Below are 15382 nucleotides of genomic sequence, written 5' to 3'. Positions count from 1 at the left end.
ATTTATCACCACGCGGGCCGCGGTTGACTTTTCCGTGGAGCGGAGCGGCCTACGCGATCTACCTGGGGGAACAGTGCTGGGCTTGTCTTCGCGCGCTGCGAGGTCGCTGGATCGATGAGCGCCCCCGCCGACGCCGCGAGAACCGTTCCCTACGACTACGAGAGGTTCAGCAGGCTGGCCGGGCCGGTGACCGAACCGGACCCCGGAACCCCGTACCGCGTGCGCTACCGCTCCCTGCTGGCCACCGAGCCGCACCGGGTGCGGGCGGTGCTGCTGATGGTCGCCGCGCTCCTGGTCGAGTTCACCCTGATGATCTGGCTGCTGCAGCCCGACCACTGGACCGTCCGGCCCGACCCCTACGGCGCGCTCCCGTGGTACCTGCCGGTGGCCGACCGCGTCATGCTCGTGGCGATCGCGCTGATCGAGGTCTTCCGCCTGGTCAGCGTGGTCTCCAACGTGCACGCCATGCTCGCGGCGCGAGACCCCGTCCCGGTTCCGCCCGAACCGGGCACCCGGGTGGCGTTCATCACCACCTGCGTCCCCGGCAAGGAGCCGCTGGAGATGGTCAGGGAGACCCTGTCCGCCGCGCTGAAGGTCCGCCACGACGGGGTGTTCGACGTCTGGCTGCTCGACGAGGGCGACGACCCCGACATCCACGAGCTCTGCGACTGGCTGGGCGTCCACCACTTCAGCCGCAAGGGCGTGCCCCACTGGAACCAGGCCAAGGGCGCGTTCCGGGCGAGGACCAAGCACGGCAACTACAACAGCTGGCTGGACGCGCACGGCGACGAGTACGACTTCTTCGTCTCGGTCGACACCGACCACGTCCCGCTCCCGGAGTTCTGCGAGCGCATGCTCGGCTACTTCCGCGACCCGAGGGTGGCCTTCGTGGTCGGCCCCCAGGTGTACGGAAACTACGAGGCCGGCGTCACCAAGGCCGCCGAGAGCCAGCAGTTCCTGTTCCACTCGCTGATCCAGCGCGCCGGGAACCTGTACGGCGCGCCGATGTTCGTCGGCACCAACAACGCCGTGCGCATCCGCGCGCTCAAGCAGATCGGCGGCCTGTACGACTCGATCACCGAGGACATGGCCACCGGCATCGAGTTCCACCGCGCCCGCGACCCGCGGACCGGCGAGCGCTGGATGTCGGTCTACACCCCCGACGTGCTGGCCGTGGGCGAGGGGCCGTCGTCGTGGACCGACTTCTTCACCCAGCAGCTGCGCTGGAGCCGCGGCACCTACGAGACGCTGCTCACCCAGTTCTGGAGGGCCGCGCCCCGGCTGTCACCGGGACGGTTCTTCAACTACACCCTGATGGTGACGTTCTACCCGATGTCCGCGCTGAACTGGCTGCTGGCCGGTCTCAGCGCGACCCTGTTCATGGCCGTCGGCGGCTCGGGGGTCACCGTGCCCATGGACATGTGGCTCATGCTGTACGGTGACGCGGCGCTGCTGCAGGTCATGCTCTACACCTGGAACCGACGGCACAACGTCAGCCCGCACGAGCCCGAGGGCTCCTCCGGGGTCGCGGGAATGGTCATGTCGGCGCTGTCGGCGCCCGTCTACGTCACCTCCCTGCTGGGTGCCGCGCTGCGCAGGCCCAGCAAGTTCGTGGTCACCCCCAAGGGCGACTCGGCCAGCCCCGACCAGATCGCCACGTTCCGCATCCACCTGTGGTGGGCGGCGATCTTCGGTGGAGGGCTGCTGCTGACCGTGTTCTGGACCGGCCACGTCCACCTGGTGATGACCCTGTGGGCGATCCTCGCCCTGGTCATCTGCACCGGACCGCTCGTCATGTGGGCCTGGGGCCTGCGCGGCGCCCGGGCCGGTGCGCAGGCCCCAGGGGAGGTCCGCTCGTGAGCCGCCTGCGCAAGAACCTGGCCGGCCTGATGGTGGTGGCCGTGATCCTGGCCGTCAACCTGCCCGCCGTCGCGGGGTTCGCCACCCGGCAGTGGCACGACTACAGCATCAACCGGCCGGACTACAAGGCCACCCACGGCCACTGGACCTTCCTCGACGTCCCGGAGAGGTTCAAGGTCAACGCCATCCACGCCGCGCTGCTGCACACCGGCAAGGTGCTCATCGTCGCCGGTTCAGGTAACAACGCCGCGAACTTCGACAAGGGCACCTTCAAGACCGTGCTGTGGGACCCGTCGAAGCCCGGCCGGCCCGAGGAGTTCAAGCTCGTCGACACCCCGGTGGACTTCTTCTGCGCCGGTCACGTGGCGCTGCCCGACGGCCGGCTCCTCATCGCGGGCGGCACCAAGCGCTTCGAGGTGCTGAAGTCCAAGGTGAAGCGGGCCGCGGGAGCCCTGGTCATCAAGAACGAGAACCCCGACGCCAGGCCCAGGGACTTCCACCCCGGTACGTTGCTGACCGCTCCCGGAGGGCAGGTCTACCGCACCCTCGACCACGTCACCGTGCCGCCCGCCAGGAAGATCGAGAGCGGTGTGCCGGGCAAGGTGCGGATCAGGCCCAGCGAGACCAAGGTCTTCGCCGAGGCGGTGACGGAGGGCGCCGCCGGGGTGCTCACCGCGCGGCCCGGCTCGGTCAAGTACGGGATCCAGGGCCTCAAGGGCCGCCAGAAACGCGACCTGTACGCCATGGGCGGCGGCATGACGCTGGAGAAGCAGGACTTCCAGGGCATCAAGGACGCCTACGAGTTCGACCCCGTGACCGAGCGCTACCACAAGGTCCAGGACATGGCCGAGGGGCGCTGGTACCCGACCATGACCGAGCTGCCCGACGGCAGGGTGATGACGGTCTCCGGCCTGGACACCGTGGGGCAGATCACCCGGGACAACGAGATCTACGACCCGAGGACCAAGACCTGGAGGCCCGGCCCCAAGCGCTTCTTCCCGACCTACCCGGCGCTGTTCCTGCTCGAGGACGACATGCTGTTCTTCTCCGGGATGAGCGCCGGATACGGCCCCGGGCAGCTCGCCCTGCGCCCGCCCGGCATCTGGGACTACCGGCGCGACACCGACCGCCTGGTCAGGACCCCCGGAGGGGTGGGCGGCCTGGCGCCGGACGAGACGGAGGCGTTCACCCCCGTTCCGGGCCTGCCTCAGCCGGAGCTGAACGAGACCGGCGCCTCGGTGCTGCTGCCGCCCGCCCAGGACCAGCGGGTCATGGTGATGGGCGGCGGGCCGGTCGGCGAACGCCAGCCGGGCCTGCCCAACTCCACCGCCAGGACCGCCATCGTCGACCTCAACGAGGCCAGCCCCCGCTACGTGCGCGGCCCCGACCTGTCGCACCCGGTGCGCTACCCGTCGGCCGTGCTGCTGCCCGACGACACCGTGCTCTCCTTCAACGGCTCCGGCGACTACCGGGGCCGGGGCGCCAGCGACGTGCTGCGCGCCGAGGTCTACCACCCGGCGACCAACCGCTTCCACGAGGCCGCCTCTCCCGCGGTCGGCCGCAACTACCACGCCGAGGGACTGCTGCTGCCCGACGGCCGGGTGCTCAGCATGGGGTCCGACCCGCTCTTCGCCGACGAGGTGGGGTCGCTCCCCGGCACCTTCGACCAGCGGATCGAGATCTACACCCCGACCTACCTGCACAACGGGGAGAAGGCGCCGGTGTTCACCGGCGGGCGCGAGAGCGTGGGACCGGGCCGCCGGGCCGGTTTCCAGACCCCCGACGCCGCCCGCATCCGCGAGGTGCGGCTGATGCGCCCGAGCGCGGTCACCCACGTCACCGACGTGGAGCAGCGCTCGATCAGGCTGAACTTCATCCGGGTGAAGAGCGGCATCATCGTGACGATTCCCTCCAATCCCGCCCTGGTCCCTCCGGGGTGGTACATGCTGTTCGGTGTCACCGAGCGGGGCACGCCGTCCCCGGCGCGCTGGGTCCGCGTCCAGGGGGAGCCGCGGTCGCGCCGGCAGGCGGACCCGTGGACCAGGACGCCCGCCGAGTCACCCGCGGAGGCCCCCGTGCGGACCCCCGCCGAGACCCGCGCGGACACCTCCACGACCCCCGCGACTCCCACGGGGACCCGCGCGGACGCCGCACGGCGTCCCGTCACTTCCCCTCCCCAGGAACGGTCCCGGGGTCCGCACGCCGGAGGTACTCGATGAACAGGTACGGTCTCGCCGTCGCGCTGGCCCTCGCGCTCGCCACGGCGGCCTGCGCGGCCGACCCCGGCCCGGCCGGTCCGGGCGCGTCCGGATCCGGCACGCCCGCCACGGCCGCCTCCTCCGCGCCCCCGGCCTCCCCGGAGAGCCCCGCGGGCACGGGCTTCTACGTGGACCCCGACAGCGCCGCCGCCCAGGAGGTCCGCAGGCTGGAGGGGGAGGGGAAGAGCGAGGAGGCCGCGCTGATCCGCCGGATCGCCGACCGTCCCAACGCCATCTGGATCGGCGACCAGGACCCCCAGGGCAGGGTCGCCGACATCACGACCAAGGCCCGGCAGGCGGGGCGCATACCGGTCCTGGTGGCGTACCACATCCCCGACCGCGACTGCGGGCGGTTCTCCGCGGGCGGCGCCGCGGGCGCGGACGAGTACCGCGCCTGGATCGGCAGGTTCGCCGCGGGCATCGGCGACCGGCCCGCCTGGGTGATCGTCGAACCCGACGCGCTGGCCCACATCCTCGACAACTGCACCCGGGGCGGCCAGGCCGGTGAGCGCCTGGACCTGCTCCGCGGTGCGGTGGAGACGCTCAAGAGGCAGCCCGCCACCAAGGTCTACGTGGACGCCGGGAACGCCGGCTGGATCAAGAACCCGGACGACTGGGCCGAGCCCATGCGCAGGGCCGGGGTCCCTCAGGCAGACGGCTTCGCCTTCAACGTCAGCAACTTCTTCACCGTCGAGGAGAGCGTCGCCGTCGCCCGCAGGCTCTCCGACGGGCTGGGGGGCGCCCACTACGTCATCGACACCTCCCGCAACGGCAACGGCCCCGTCCGCGACGCCCACGGCGACGACGCCTGGTGCAACCCCAAGGGACGCGCGCTGGGCACCGAGCCGACCACCGAGACCGGCCGGGAACGGGTGGACGCCTTCCTGTGGATCAAGCGACCGGGAGAGTCGGACGGTGAGTGCCACCGCGGGGAGCCCAGGGCGGGCGACTGGTTCCCCGAATACGCGCTGGAACTCGCGCGTAACGCGGGATAGCCGCTCATTCGTTATACCTTCGATCTTGCAGGTCAAGATTGCTTCGCAGGAGATTGACCGGAGTAGTCAGATATTCAGCTACCTTCTGGGAGCCTTCCTGATGAACAGATGGAAGATGATCGTCGCCGCGACGGTGGCCGCCGTGCCGCTCGCCGTGCTTCCGGCCGTCGCGTCGCCCGCCGCGGCGTCGCCCGCCGATCCACCGCTCCCCGGGACGCCGGTCGCCGGCGCCCCTGCCGCGGCGGCGCCGGTCACCGCGCCGACGGCCGCGCCCGCGGTCCGCGACGGTGAGACCCAGCCGGTCCACTCGCGCGCCGACGCGCTGACCGAGACGGTGTTCGTCGAGGTCGCCGGGGTCGACAGCGACGCCGACGGGCTGCCCGACCGGGTCGCGGCCGACATCATGCGTCCCAGGGCGACCGCCTCCGGCCTCAAGGTGCCGGTCATCATGGAGGCGAGCCCCTACTACGCCGGCGGCAACGACGTGCCCAACCACGTCGTCGACCTCGACGGCTCCGACCCCGCGGGCATGGAGTACCGGCGCAACAAGTTCGACGACCTGCGCGACGAGATGTTCGGCGTCGACGGCCTGGACGTGGCCCGCGCCGAGGCCCCGCCCTTCCGCGGTTACTACGACAACTACTTCGTGCCCCGCGGATACGCGGTCGTCCTGGTGGAGAACCTCGGCTCGGGACGGGCGACCGGCTGTCCCACGACCGGCCTGCCGAACGAGACCGCCGGCCCCAAGGCCGCGATCGACTGGCTCAACGGCCGCGCCCGCGCCTTCGACGCCGCCGGGAACGAGGTCAAGGCCGGCTGGTCCACCGGGAACGTCGGCATGATCGGCGTCTCCTACAACGGCACGCTGCCCAACGCGGTCGCCGCGACCGGCGTCAAGGGACTCAAGGCGATCGTGCCGATCGCGGCCATCTCCTCCTGGTACGACTACTACCGCGCCAACGGCGGCGTGCTGGCCCCCGGCGGCTACCAGGGTGAGGACGCCGACGTGCTGGCCCGCTACGTGCTGACGCGCGCCGACGCCCAGAAGGCCTGCGGCGCGTTCGTCGACGCGATCGAACGCGAACAGGACCGCGTCACCGGCGACTACTCCGACTTCTGGGACCGGCGCAACTACCTCGACGACGTGCGCAAGGTCCGCGCGGCCGTCTTCCTGGTGCACGGCCTCAACGACTGGAACGTCAAGACCAAGCAGGCCGTGCAGTGGTGGGACGCCCTCGCCGAGCGGAACGTGCCCCGCAAGATCTGGCTCCACCAGGGCGGCCACTTCAACCCGTTCTCCTACGCCGGGCGCAACGCCGAGTGGCTGCGCCAGCTGCACCACTGGTTCGACCACCACCTGTACGGCCTGTCCAACGGCATCATGAACGAGCCCCAGGCCGACGTGGAGTCCGGGCCGGGCCGGTGGGAACGGCACGCCTCGTGGCCGCTGCCGGGCACCGAGGACGTCCGGCTCCACCTGGCCCCGGGCTCCGGCGGCCGTAACGGCACCCTGGACGTCGGCCGTTCCCGGGACCGCGCCGTGGAGTCCTTCGTCGACCAGAGCGTCCGCACCGCCGAGCTGCTCGCCGAGAACGCCGAGGCGACCGACCCCAACCGCCTGGCCTACCTCTCGGCCCCGCTGACCCGCGACACGCGCCTGTCCGGCACCCCGGAGATCTCGGTACGGGCCTCGTTCAAGGGCGGGCGCTCGCCCTACCTGACGGCGCTGCTGGTGGACTACGGCACCGACGCCCGCGCCTACGGCGACGTCGTCTACGGCGACACCCCGGTCTGCTACGGCCAGGGCGTGGCGGGCGACACCGGGTGCGCGCGGCTGGCCGAGCACGTCACGGTGACCGCCCCCTACAAGATCATCACGCGGGGGTGGATCGACGTCCGCAACCGTCACTCCGCCTCCCGCACCGACCTGCTGCGCGAGGGCCGCTTCTACGACTTCGGCTTCGACCTGCAGCCGAACGACCACGTGTTCAAGGCCGGTCACCGCATCGGCGTCGTGCTGCTGTCCACCGACCGGGACTTCACCCTGCGGCTGCCCCCGGGCACCGGCGTCTCGGTCGAGCCCGCGCGGACCTCGGTGCGGCTGCCCCTGGTCGGCGGCCGGTCGGTGCTGCGGTGACGGTGGCCGGCTGACGACGGTCGCCCGACGGCGTCCGGCCGACGGTGTTCGGACGGCGGTGTTCGGACGGCGGTGTTCGGACGGCGGTGTTCGGACGGCGGTGTTCGGACGGCGGGGTGGCCGGCCGACGGAGCCCGGCCCCCGCCCCGGCGCTTCCCCGACGCGTCCCCGGCGCGTCCTCGGTGGGGTCCGGGCGACCCTGAGGGGGAACCCTGGCTTGTCCCTGACATCGGCGCCGGGCCCTGCCGCCGGGCGGCGGCGGGGCCTAGCGTGGGGGCATGGGACGAATTCTGTTGATCGTGGCGGCCGTGGTGATCGCCTTCCTCCTGCTGGGCTCGGTTCTGGGCTTCCTGTTCACGCTCATCAAGTGGGCGCTGATCATCGGCCTGGTGGGCGTGGTGATCATGTTCGCGAGCAGGCTGTTCGGCTCCTCGAACACGCGCGGGTGACCTCCGTGCCCGGGTGGCCGGCGCCACGCTCGTCGAACGGCGCCAGGCCCGGGTGACCGGCGCCAGGTCCGGCAGACGGCGCCGTGCCGGACGGGTGGCGCCGGCGTCTTTCGGACGGGCGGCACCGCCGCCGTGTCCGGGCAGGCGTCAGCGGACCCGGGCCCCGGTCCTGTGCGCCGGTCGGTATCGCTCGGGGGTCGATACCGGCCCATCGGCCCACCGGCCATCACCGGCCGGGACCCGGCGTGACTCACGGCCCGGCATGCCTGCGCGCATGCCGGGCTTCCGGCGTTCCGGGCCCGTGCTCCGGACCCGGATCTTCAGGGCCTGAACGTTCGGGGCTCGGGTGTTCAGGGCCCGGCCATCCGGAGGCCAGGTGTCCGGAGCCCCGGTGGTCGAGGCCCGGTGGTGGAGGCCGCGGCGCCCGGAGCCCCGGTCAGTCGCGGGCGACCTGCTTCAGCCGCAGGTCGCCGAGCAGGGTCCGGGTGGCCGCGGCCACCTCCTCCACGGCTCTGTCGAACGCCTCGGCGTTGCGCGCCGACGGGGCACGGAATCCCGAGATCTTGCGGACGTACTGGAGCGCGGCGGCTCGTACGTCCTCCTCGGTCACGTCGCTGACGTAGGGCTCACGAAGGGTCTTGATACTCCGGCACATGCCAGGACGGTACTGCGCGCCACCGACGATTCGCCCGCCGGCTCGCCCCGGCCCGGCGCGCCGCCCGCCCTCTCGATGGGTCCGCGGATTCCGGCGGCACCGGCCCGGGAGGTGCCGGGAGCCCCGGCCGGGGTCACGCGGGGGAGCGGGCGAGCGGCTCCTCGCGTTCGCGCCGGGCCGCGTCGGCGGTCAGGATCGCGTCGAGCAGGCCGGGATAGAGCGCGTCGAGGTCACCGCGGCGCAGCGCGTTCATCTTGGCGGTGCCCCGGTAGACCTGCCTGATCACGCCCGCCTCGCGCAGCACCCGGAAGTGGTGGGTGGTGGTCGACTTGGTGATCGCCAGGTCGATCGCCGAGCAGGGGGCCTCCTCGTCCTCCTCCAGCGGCCACAGGAAGCGCACGATCTGCAGGCGCATCGGGTCGGACAGCGCGTGCAGCACGCCCTCCAGGGTGATCTCGCCGGGCTCGGGGTGGTCCAGGGTCCTGGCGGCGGGGGCGGTCGGCACGCGGTCTCCCTTCTCGCGGGTCGTCATGATTGTACGAGAACGATCGTAGTTTGACATCTCTCGTAGTACGTCGTTTATCGTATGACCGTGAGCCGGGGAGCCCGTCCCCGCGTCACCCCCGGATGCCCCCGCGTGAGAAGGAGTACGGCCGTGAGCGCCCTGTTCGAGCCCCTGACGTTGCGCAGCCTCACCGTCCCCAACCGGATCTGGATGTCTCCGATGTGCCAGTACTGCGCGGCGGAGGAGGGGCCGGAGCAGGGGGTGCCGACCGACTGGCACCTGACCCACCTGGGCGCCCGCGCGGTGGGCGGCGCCGGGCTCGTCATGGCCGAGGCCACCGCGGTGACGCCGGAGGGCCGCATCAGCCCGGCCGACCTCGGCCTGTGGAACGACCGCCAGCAGGAGGCGTTCGCCCGCATCACCCGTTTTCTGTCCGAGCACGGTGCCGTGCCCGCCATCCAGCTCGCGCACGCCGGGCGCAAGGCCTCCACCCGCCGCCCCTGGCAGGGCGGCGCCCCCACAGGTCCCGGCGAGAACGGCTGGCGGCCGGTCGCGCCGAGCCCGATCCCCTTCGCCGACGGCCACCCCGTCCCCGAGGAGCTGGACACCGACGGCATCGACCGGCTCGTGGACGCCTTCGCCGCCGCGGCCCGGCGGGCGCTGGCCGCGGGCTTCCGGGTGGCCGAGGTCCACGGCGCGCACGGCTACCTGATCGGCGAGTTCCTCTCGCCGTTCAGCAACCACCGCACCGACGCCTACGGCGGCTCCTACGAGGGCCGGACGCGGTTCGCGCTCCGGGTCGTCGACGCGGTGCGCGCGGTCTGGCCCGAGGAGCTTCCCGTCTTCTTCCGCATCTCGGCCACCGACTGGCTCGCCGAGGACCCCGCCGACGACCGCGAGGGCTGGAGCGTCGACGACACCGTCCGCTTCGCCAAGGACCTGCTCGCCCACGGCGTCGACCTCCTCGACGTCTCCTCCGGAGGCAACGTCCCCAGGGCGCGCATCCTCACCGGACCCGGTTACCAGGTGCCGTTCGCGGCCCGGGTGAAGGCCGAGACCGACCTGCCGGTCGGGGCCGTCGGGGAGATCACCGACCCCCGGCAGGCCGAGGAGATCGTCGCCTCCGGCCGGGCCGACGCCGTGCTGCTCGGCCGCGAGCTGCTGCGCAACCCCTACTGGCCCAACCTCGCCGCCCGCGAGCTGGCCCCGGCCGGCGCCCGCTGGCCCGACCAGTACCACCGGGCGGTCTGACCCGCCCCGAGGTTCCGCGCGATCCCGCGGGGTCCACCGGGTCCCGCGGGACCTCACGGCGGCCACGCCGATCCCCTCCGGACACGCTCGCGAGCGCGACCGGACGGGATTCGGGGCGGGGACCGGGACGGGGCGGCCCGCGAGGGGGGACGCGGGCCGTCCCGCCGGTCACCGGCAGGAGGGGGAAGCGGACCGGCCCGCCAGGAGGCGAGCCTCCGGGGGTCGAGCGGGCCGGTCCGGGATCATGGGGTGGCGTGGCGCAGCGCCACCGCGTCCCGCAGCACCCTGGCGGGATCATGGCCGTCGATCAGCAGGCGGCGCATCAGGGCCGCGACCGCGCCCATGGCCTCCGGGGGGAAACCGCGCCGGGTCACCTCCTGGGTGCCGATCCGCAGGCCCCGCATGGGCTCGCCGGGCGCCTGGCCGGGCAGGCCGATGCCGCTGAGGTAGACACCGCCCTCGGCCAGCAGCCTGGCGGCCTCGTCCCCGCCGCCGAACGCGGTGGCGTCCACCGCCACGTGGTGCGAGGCGGTCCAGCCCCGGTCGGCGGCGAAGACGGTGAAGCCCTCCGCGTCCAGCGCCGAGGCCAGCGCCCGGGCGTTGGCCAGGCAGCGGTCGGCGTAGCCGGAGCCCCCGGCGGCATGCTCGGCGGCGACGACGGCCAGCGGCGCCAGGCGGGAGGCGTCGTAGTTGGCGGTCAGGCCCGGGTAGGCCGCCGCCGACACCCGGCGGGCCAGCTCCTCGTCCCGGGTCACCACGGCCGCGCCCGGAGGGCCGCCGAAGGAGGTGTAGGTGGACATGGTCAGCAGGTGCGCGCCCTCGCCCAGCGGGCACTGGAACCGGCCGCCGGCGATCAGCCCCGCCACGTGCGAGGCGTCGTACACCACCAGCGCGCCGACCTCGTCGCAGGCCGCGCGCACCCGCGCGACGTCGTACGGGAACAGCATCAGCCCCGTGCCGAGCACCACGAGCGCGGGCCGGTGCTCGCGCAGGAAGGCCGGGAGGGCGTCGTGGTCGACGTCGAGCCGCGCGGCGTCGTAGGGCAGGTCGGCGACCCGCAGCCCCCGGATGCCTGCCACGGCCCGCGCGTTCCGGGCGCCGTGGCCCCCGGCCTCCTCGGGCGGCACCGCGATCGTGTCGCCCGGGGCGGTGAACGCGCTGTAGCAGGCCAGATTGGCCAGCGTGGCGCTCTGCAGCCGCACCTCGGCGAACTCGCCGCCCATCAGCGCGGCGACCTGGAGCGGGACGAGGACCTCCAGCACGTCCAGCTCGTCCAGGCCGGTCTGGTACTTGTCGCCGGGCCAGCCCATCGAGGGACGGCATCCCATGGAGATCTCGTGGGCCGCCCTGGCCCGCTCGCTCATCGTGTTGGTGCCCGCGTACAGGACCACGCCGTCCTCGTCGAGGCGGCCCCGGTGCTCGGCCAGCACCGCGTCGACCAGCCGGGTCACCGCGTCCAGGCCCAGCCCGGACACCTCCGACTCCAGCTCGGTCAGGCGCAGCTGTGCCCGGGGCGGGGCCCACGGGGCGACGCGGCTGCGCATCTCCAAAGAACGTCCTTCCGCCGATCGGCCGGACGGCTCTGGCGAGACGCGCGCCCGGACTGTGACTACTGTGACGCTACGACGCGCGCGGTGGCCCGTCATCGTTCCGCCGGTGGAGATCCTTCCTACATATGTAGGATCGGACGGTGATCGCGGATGATGTTCAGGAACTGCTGGAGTCGCTGGCCGCGGCGGTGGGCCGGGGCATGTCCGTGGACGACCTGGAGGGCCGGGTCGTGGCCCACAGCGCCCACCACGGCGACGCCGATCCGGTCAGGGCGCACGCCATCCTGTCGCGGTCGGTCCCGGCGGAGGTGACCGCCTGGCAGGAGGCGCACGGGGTGAGCACGGCCAGGGAGCCGGTCAGGGTCCCCGAGAACGCCGCGCTCGGCATGGTCGGCCGGCTCTGCGTGCCGCTGCTCCACCAGGACCGCCGGGTCGGCTACCTGTGGATCATCGAGGGGGCCGGCCCGCTGAGCCCGCAGGAGCGGGCCAGGGCCGTGCGCGACGCCGCCGCGATCGCCGCCCTGCTCGACGACGGCGGCAGCTCCCACACCCTGGGCCACCTGCTCACCGGCGAGATCGGGGTGCGGCGCGCGGCCGGCGTGCTCGGCGAGGGACCGCTGCGCGTCCTCGCCCTCCGGGGGGAGCCGGCCGGGGTGCGCGAGGCGGTCGGCGCGGAACTGGCCAGGACACTGCGCCCCCCGGCCTTCACCATGCTGGACCGGCACGCCGTGCTGCTGCTCAACCGCGGTGAGGACGCGGTGGCGCTGGGGGAGCGGCTGGTCGCGCGGACCGGCGCGGGCGCCGGGGTGAGCGCCGTGCACCCGGGGCTGGAGTCGGCCGTACGGGCGCACCGCGAGGCGCTCGTCGCGGCCAGGGCGGCGGCGGCCGAGCCGAGGCTGGGACCCGTCGCCCGCTGGCCGGACCTGGGCGTGTACCGGCTGCTGGCCGAACCGGTCACCGACGCCTCCGGCCATGCCGGCGGGCCGCTGGACGCGCTGCGCGAGCACCCCGGGCTCGTCGTCACCCTGGAGACCTACCTGGACAGCGGGGGAGACGTCCAGGAGACCGCCCGGCTGCTGCACCTGCACCGCACCAGCCTGTACTACCGGCTCACCAGGATCGAGCAGCTGGCCGACCGCGACCTCAAGAAAGGAACCCACAGGTTAGAACTCCATCTCGCGCTGAAGCTCGGACGCTGGAACGCGGTGTAACGGCCGGACGAACCGGGCAGGGCTTTCCGGTGTCGCAGTTGATCAGTGAGATCATGACCGTTCTCGTCGTGTTCGCTCTCATCCCGCTGTCACTCGTCCTGGTGTCGGTGGTCATGCTCGCCGCGCTCGCGGCGCTGGCCCTGACGACCTCACGGGAGCAGGATGGGAGGACGACTTCCCGGAGGTAGACGGTGCGACAGCTCAACGCGGTGGACACGCAGTTCCTGAATTTCGAGACCTCGACGAACGTCGCGAACATCGGGGGGCTGGCGATCCTGTCGGGCGGGCTGTCGCGCGGCGACCTGGTGTCGCTGCTGGCCAGGAGGCTGCACCTGGCGGCGCCCTTCCGGATGAGGCTGGTGCCCGTCCCGCTCGGACTGGACCACCCCTACTGGACCGAGGAGCACGCGGTCGACCTGGACTACCACGTGCGCGAGCTCGCGCTGCCCGCGCCCGGCAGCGACGAGCAGCTCGGGGAGCAGGTGGCCAGGCTGCACGCCCGCCGGCTGGACCGGCGGCTGCCGCTGTGGGAGATGTACCTGATCCACGGCCTGGCCGGGAACCGCACGGCCCTGTACATGAAGGTGCACCACGCCGCGGTCGACGGCGTCACCGGCGCCGACGTGCTGGCCGGCCTGCTGGACACCTCGCCGGAACCGCCCGACCTCGCCGAGCCCGAGTTCCCGGAGTCCCCGCGGTCCGGGAAGTCCGCGAAGTCCGCGGAATCCGAGGGGTCCGAGGATCCCGCGGGGCCTTCGGGGCTCGTGGAGCCCGCCGAGCCCGCGGAGACGATCGACACCCGGGAGATGCTCGCCAGGGGGATCGCCAAGGCCGTCGTCAACCCGGCCAACACGGTGCGCTTCCTGGTCAACGCGGTCCCGCACCTGGACGAGATCCCCCTGGTCTCCCAGATGCCCGGGGCCAGGACGATCTCACGGGCCACCCGGCACCTGGCCAACCGGCTGGCCGGGACCGCCGAGGTGCCCGAGATGCCCCGCATGGTCGTCCCCCGCACCCCGTTCAGCGGCAGGATCAGCGCGCACCGCAGGTTCGCCTTCACCACCCTGCCGCTGGAGGACGTCAAGCTCGTCAAGAACGCCCTCGGCGTCACCGTGAACGACGTGGTGATGGCCGTGTGCGCCGGGGCGCTGCGCCAGTGGCTGCTCAAGCACGGCTCCCTGCCCGAGCAGCCGCTCGTCGCCGGGGTGCCGTTCTCGCTGCGCACCCCCGGGGACCGGCGGACCGGGAACCAGGTGACCATCATGATCACCACGCTGGCCACCCAGGTGGCCGACCCGCTGGAACGCCTGATGGCGGTACGCGACGCGATGCGGCTGATCAAGGAGCGCTCCTCGCTCGCCCCGGCCCGCTGGCTGCAGGAGATGAGCGACATGATGCCCGCCGCGCTGACCGGCCTGGCCGCGCGCGCCGCCTTCAACCTCTTCGCCGGGAGCGCGGGCCCGATCAACGTGATGATCTCGAACGTCCCGGGCCCGCAGCTCCCGCTCTACATCAGCGGCGCCCGGCTGCTGGCGTACCACCCGGTCTCGGTGGTGACCGACGCCAGCGGAGGGCTGAACATCACGGTCTTCTCCTACGACGGCTCACTTGACGTCGGCGTGATCGCCTGCCGGGAGATGGTCCCCGACGTGTGGACCGTCACCGACTACCTGGGGGACGCCCTCGTCGAGCTCAAGCTCCTCGTTGAGCAGCAGTGACAGCCCCGGGGCGTCGTCGACGAAGCGCAGTGCCTTCTCCAGGCAGACGATCGAGCCCTTCTCGTGCCGGTTGACGAACCGGATGTCGTCGGCCAGGGCCTGCATGATCAGCAGTCCCCTGCCGTGCTCGGAGGTGGGGGCGGGGGAGAAGGCGCCGTCGAAGTCGAAGCCGTTGCCGGCGTCCACCACCTTGATCACGCAACGGTCCCGGGACAGCTCGGTGCTGACCATGTAGTCGTCGCTGGGGGTGGCGTGCTGGATGACGTTGGAACACGCCTCCGAGAGCATGAGCTGGATGTCCTCGCGGATCTGGGGGATGACGCCCAGGGCCTGCAGCGAGGAGTCGAGAAGTTGCCTGATGACGGGAACACTCGCGGCGTCACGCGGCAGACGCAGCGCGATGGTTGCCTCCACGGTCCCCTCCTTTCACAGCCGGTTGCCAGAGCACTTGCCCTGCACGTTCGGGCCTAACCGGCCACGGCCGATTCCCCGCCCGTGCGGTGCCGGTGCGAGGCGGCGCGGCCGGACCGTGATCGCCCAGGTCGGAGGCGGGAAACACCCCGCCGCGAGACCGCGCGAGGCCACGAAAAGCCGGGTCGCGTAGGGGGACGCGACAGGCCGGGTCGCGCACGACGCGAGAGGCCGGGTCGCGCATGAGGACGAGCGGAAGCCGGGAACGGCGAGGAGGAGACCGGGAACGGCGGCGGGGGGGGGGGGGGGGGGGGGGGGGGGGGGGGGGGGGGGGGGGGGGGGGGGGGGGGGGGGGGGGGGGGGGGGGGGGGGGGGGGGGGGG

General features: G+C 72.8%; 13 protein-coding genes. 9 read left to right on the top strand and 4 right to left on the bottom strand.

Translation table 11 applies throughout. From position 1 onward, the window contains the following. Positions 1-114 precede the first annotated feature (114 nt). The 5 genes from ACZ6RT_RS33880 to ACZ6RT_RS33860 all read left to right on the top strand — a co-directional run bounded on the left by ACZ6RT_RS33880 (position 115) and on the right by ACZ6RT_RS33860 (position 7699). Complete coding sequence (locus ACZ6RT_RS33880; protein ID WP_470158033.1) at positions 115-1860, top strand: glycosyltransferase family 2 protein; 1746 nt, start codon at positions 115-117, stop codon at positions 1858-1860. Continuing rightward, positions 1857-4079 (top strand): radical copper oxidase GlxA, encoded by a 2223-nt coding sequence (gene glxA, locus ACZ6RT_RS33875; RefSeq protein ID WP_399196624.1) that lies wholly within the window; start codon positions 1857-1859, stop codon positions 4077-4079. Before ACZ6RT_RS33880 ends, glxA begins: the two co-directional genes overlap by 4 nt. Beyond that, positions 4076-5113 (top strand): glycoside hydrolase family 6 protein, encoded by a 1038-nt coding sequence (locus ACZ6RT_RS33870; protein ID WP_399196625.1) that lies wholly within the window; start codon positions 4076-4078, stop codon positions 5111-5113. Before glxA ends, ACZ6RT_RS33870 begins: the two co-directional genes overlap by 4 nt. 100 nt (positions 5114-5213) lie before the next feature. Continuing rightward, positions 5214-7250: a Xaa-Pro dipeptidyl-peptidase gene (locus tag ACZ6RT_RS33865; protein ID WP_470158031.1), complete on the top strand. Its 2037-nt coding sequence runs from the start codon at positions 5214-5216 to the stop codon at positions 7248-7250. A gap of 278 nt (positions 7251-7528) precedes the next feature. After that, on the top strand, positions 7529-7699 hold the full coding sequence (locus ACZ6RT_RS33860) for a hypothetical protein (protein WP_399196627.1): 171 nt from the start codon (positions 7529-7531) through the stop codon (positions 7697-7699). A 436-nt stretch (positions 7700-8135) separates the two neighbouring features. On the opposite strand, the gene ACZ6RT_RS33855 is transcribed toward ACZ6RT_RS33860, so the two are convergent. Together ACZ6RT_RS33855 and ACZ6RT_RS33850 are read right to left on the bottom strand one after the other, a co-directional pair. Further along, complete coding sequence (locus ACZ6RT_RS33855; RefSeq protein ID WP_399196628.1) at positions 8136-8354, bottom strand: DUF2277 domain-containing protein; 219 nt, start codon at positions 8352-8354, stop codon at positions 8136-8138. A 133-nt stretch (positions 8355-8487) separates the two neighbouring features. Beyond that, positions 8488-8886: an ArsR/SmtB family transcription factor gene (locus ACZ6RT_RS33850; protein WP_470158029.1), complete on the bottom strand. Its 399-nt coding sequence runs from the start codon at positions 8884-8886 to the stop codon at positions 8488-8490. A 123-nt stretch (positions 8887-9009) separates the two neighbouring features. Here ACZ6RT_RS33850 and ACZ6RT_RS33845 point away from each other — a divergent pair, with 123 nt between their 5' ends. After that, complete coding sequence (locus ACZ6RT_RS33845) at positions 9010-10110, top strand: NADH:flavin oxidoreductase/NADH oxidase (protein ID WP_470158027.1); 1101 nt, start codon at positions 9010-9012, stop codon at positions 10108-10110. A gap of 242 nt (positions 10111-10352) precedes the next feature. On the opposite strand, the gene ACZ6RT_RS33840 is transcribed toward ACZ6RT_RS33845, so the two are convergent. Next, the gene (locus ACZ6RT_RS33840) at positions 10353-11654 is read right to left on the bottom strand and encodes a serine hydroxymethyltransferase (protein ID WP_399196655.1); all 1302 of its coding nucleotides are present in this window, start codon (positions 11652-11654) and stop codon (positions 10353-10355) included. A gap of 146 nt (positions 11655-11800) precedes the next feature. Here ACZ6RT_RS33840 and ACZ6RT_RS33835 point away from each other — a divergent pair, with 146 nt between their 5' ends. From ACZ6RT_RS33835 to ACZ6RT_RS33825, 3 genes are read left to right on the top strand one after another with little or no spacing between them, the layout of a single operon-like run. Further along, on the top strand, positions 11801-12871 hold the full coding sequence (locus tag ACZ6RT_RS33835; RefSeq protein WP_470158025.1) for a PucR family transcriptional regulator: 1071 nt from the start codon (positions 11801-11803) through the stop codon (positions 12869-12871). Positions 12872-12924: 53 nt separating this feature from the next. Beyond that, positions 12925-13059: a hypothetical protein gene (locus ACZ6RT_RS33830; protein ID WP_399196632.1), complete on the top strand. Its 135-nt coding sequence runs from the start codon at positions 12925-12927 to the stop codon at positions 13057-13059. A gap of 3 nt (positions 13060-13062) precedes the next feature. Beyond that, a complete protein-coding gene (locus ACZ6RT_RS33825; RefSeq protein ID WP_470158023.1) occupies positions 13063-14589 on the top strand; it encodes a WS/DGAT/MGAT family O-acyltransferase in 1527 nt (508 codons plus the stop codon). Here ACZ6RT_RS33825 and ACZ6RT_RS33820 read toward each other — a convergent pair. Beyond that, the gene (locus tag ACZ6RT_RS33820; protein WP_470158021.1) at positions 14476-15003 is read right to left on the bottom strand and encodes an ATP-binding protein; all 528 of its coding nucleotides are present in this window, start codon (positions 15001-15003) and stop codon (positions 14476-14478) included. The two genes, ACZ6RT_RS33825 and ACZ6RT_RS33820, sit on opposite strands and share 114 nt — an antisense overlap. Between the last annotated feature and the right edge of the window lie 379 nt (positions 15004-15382).

This window comes from Streptosporangium sp. NPDC050148 (assembly GCF_055586505.1).
This window is presented reverse-complemented; position numbering and strand designations above follow the sequence as displayed.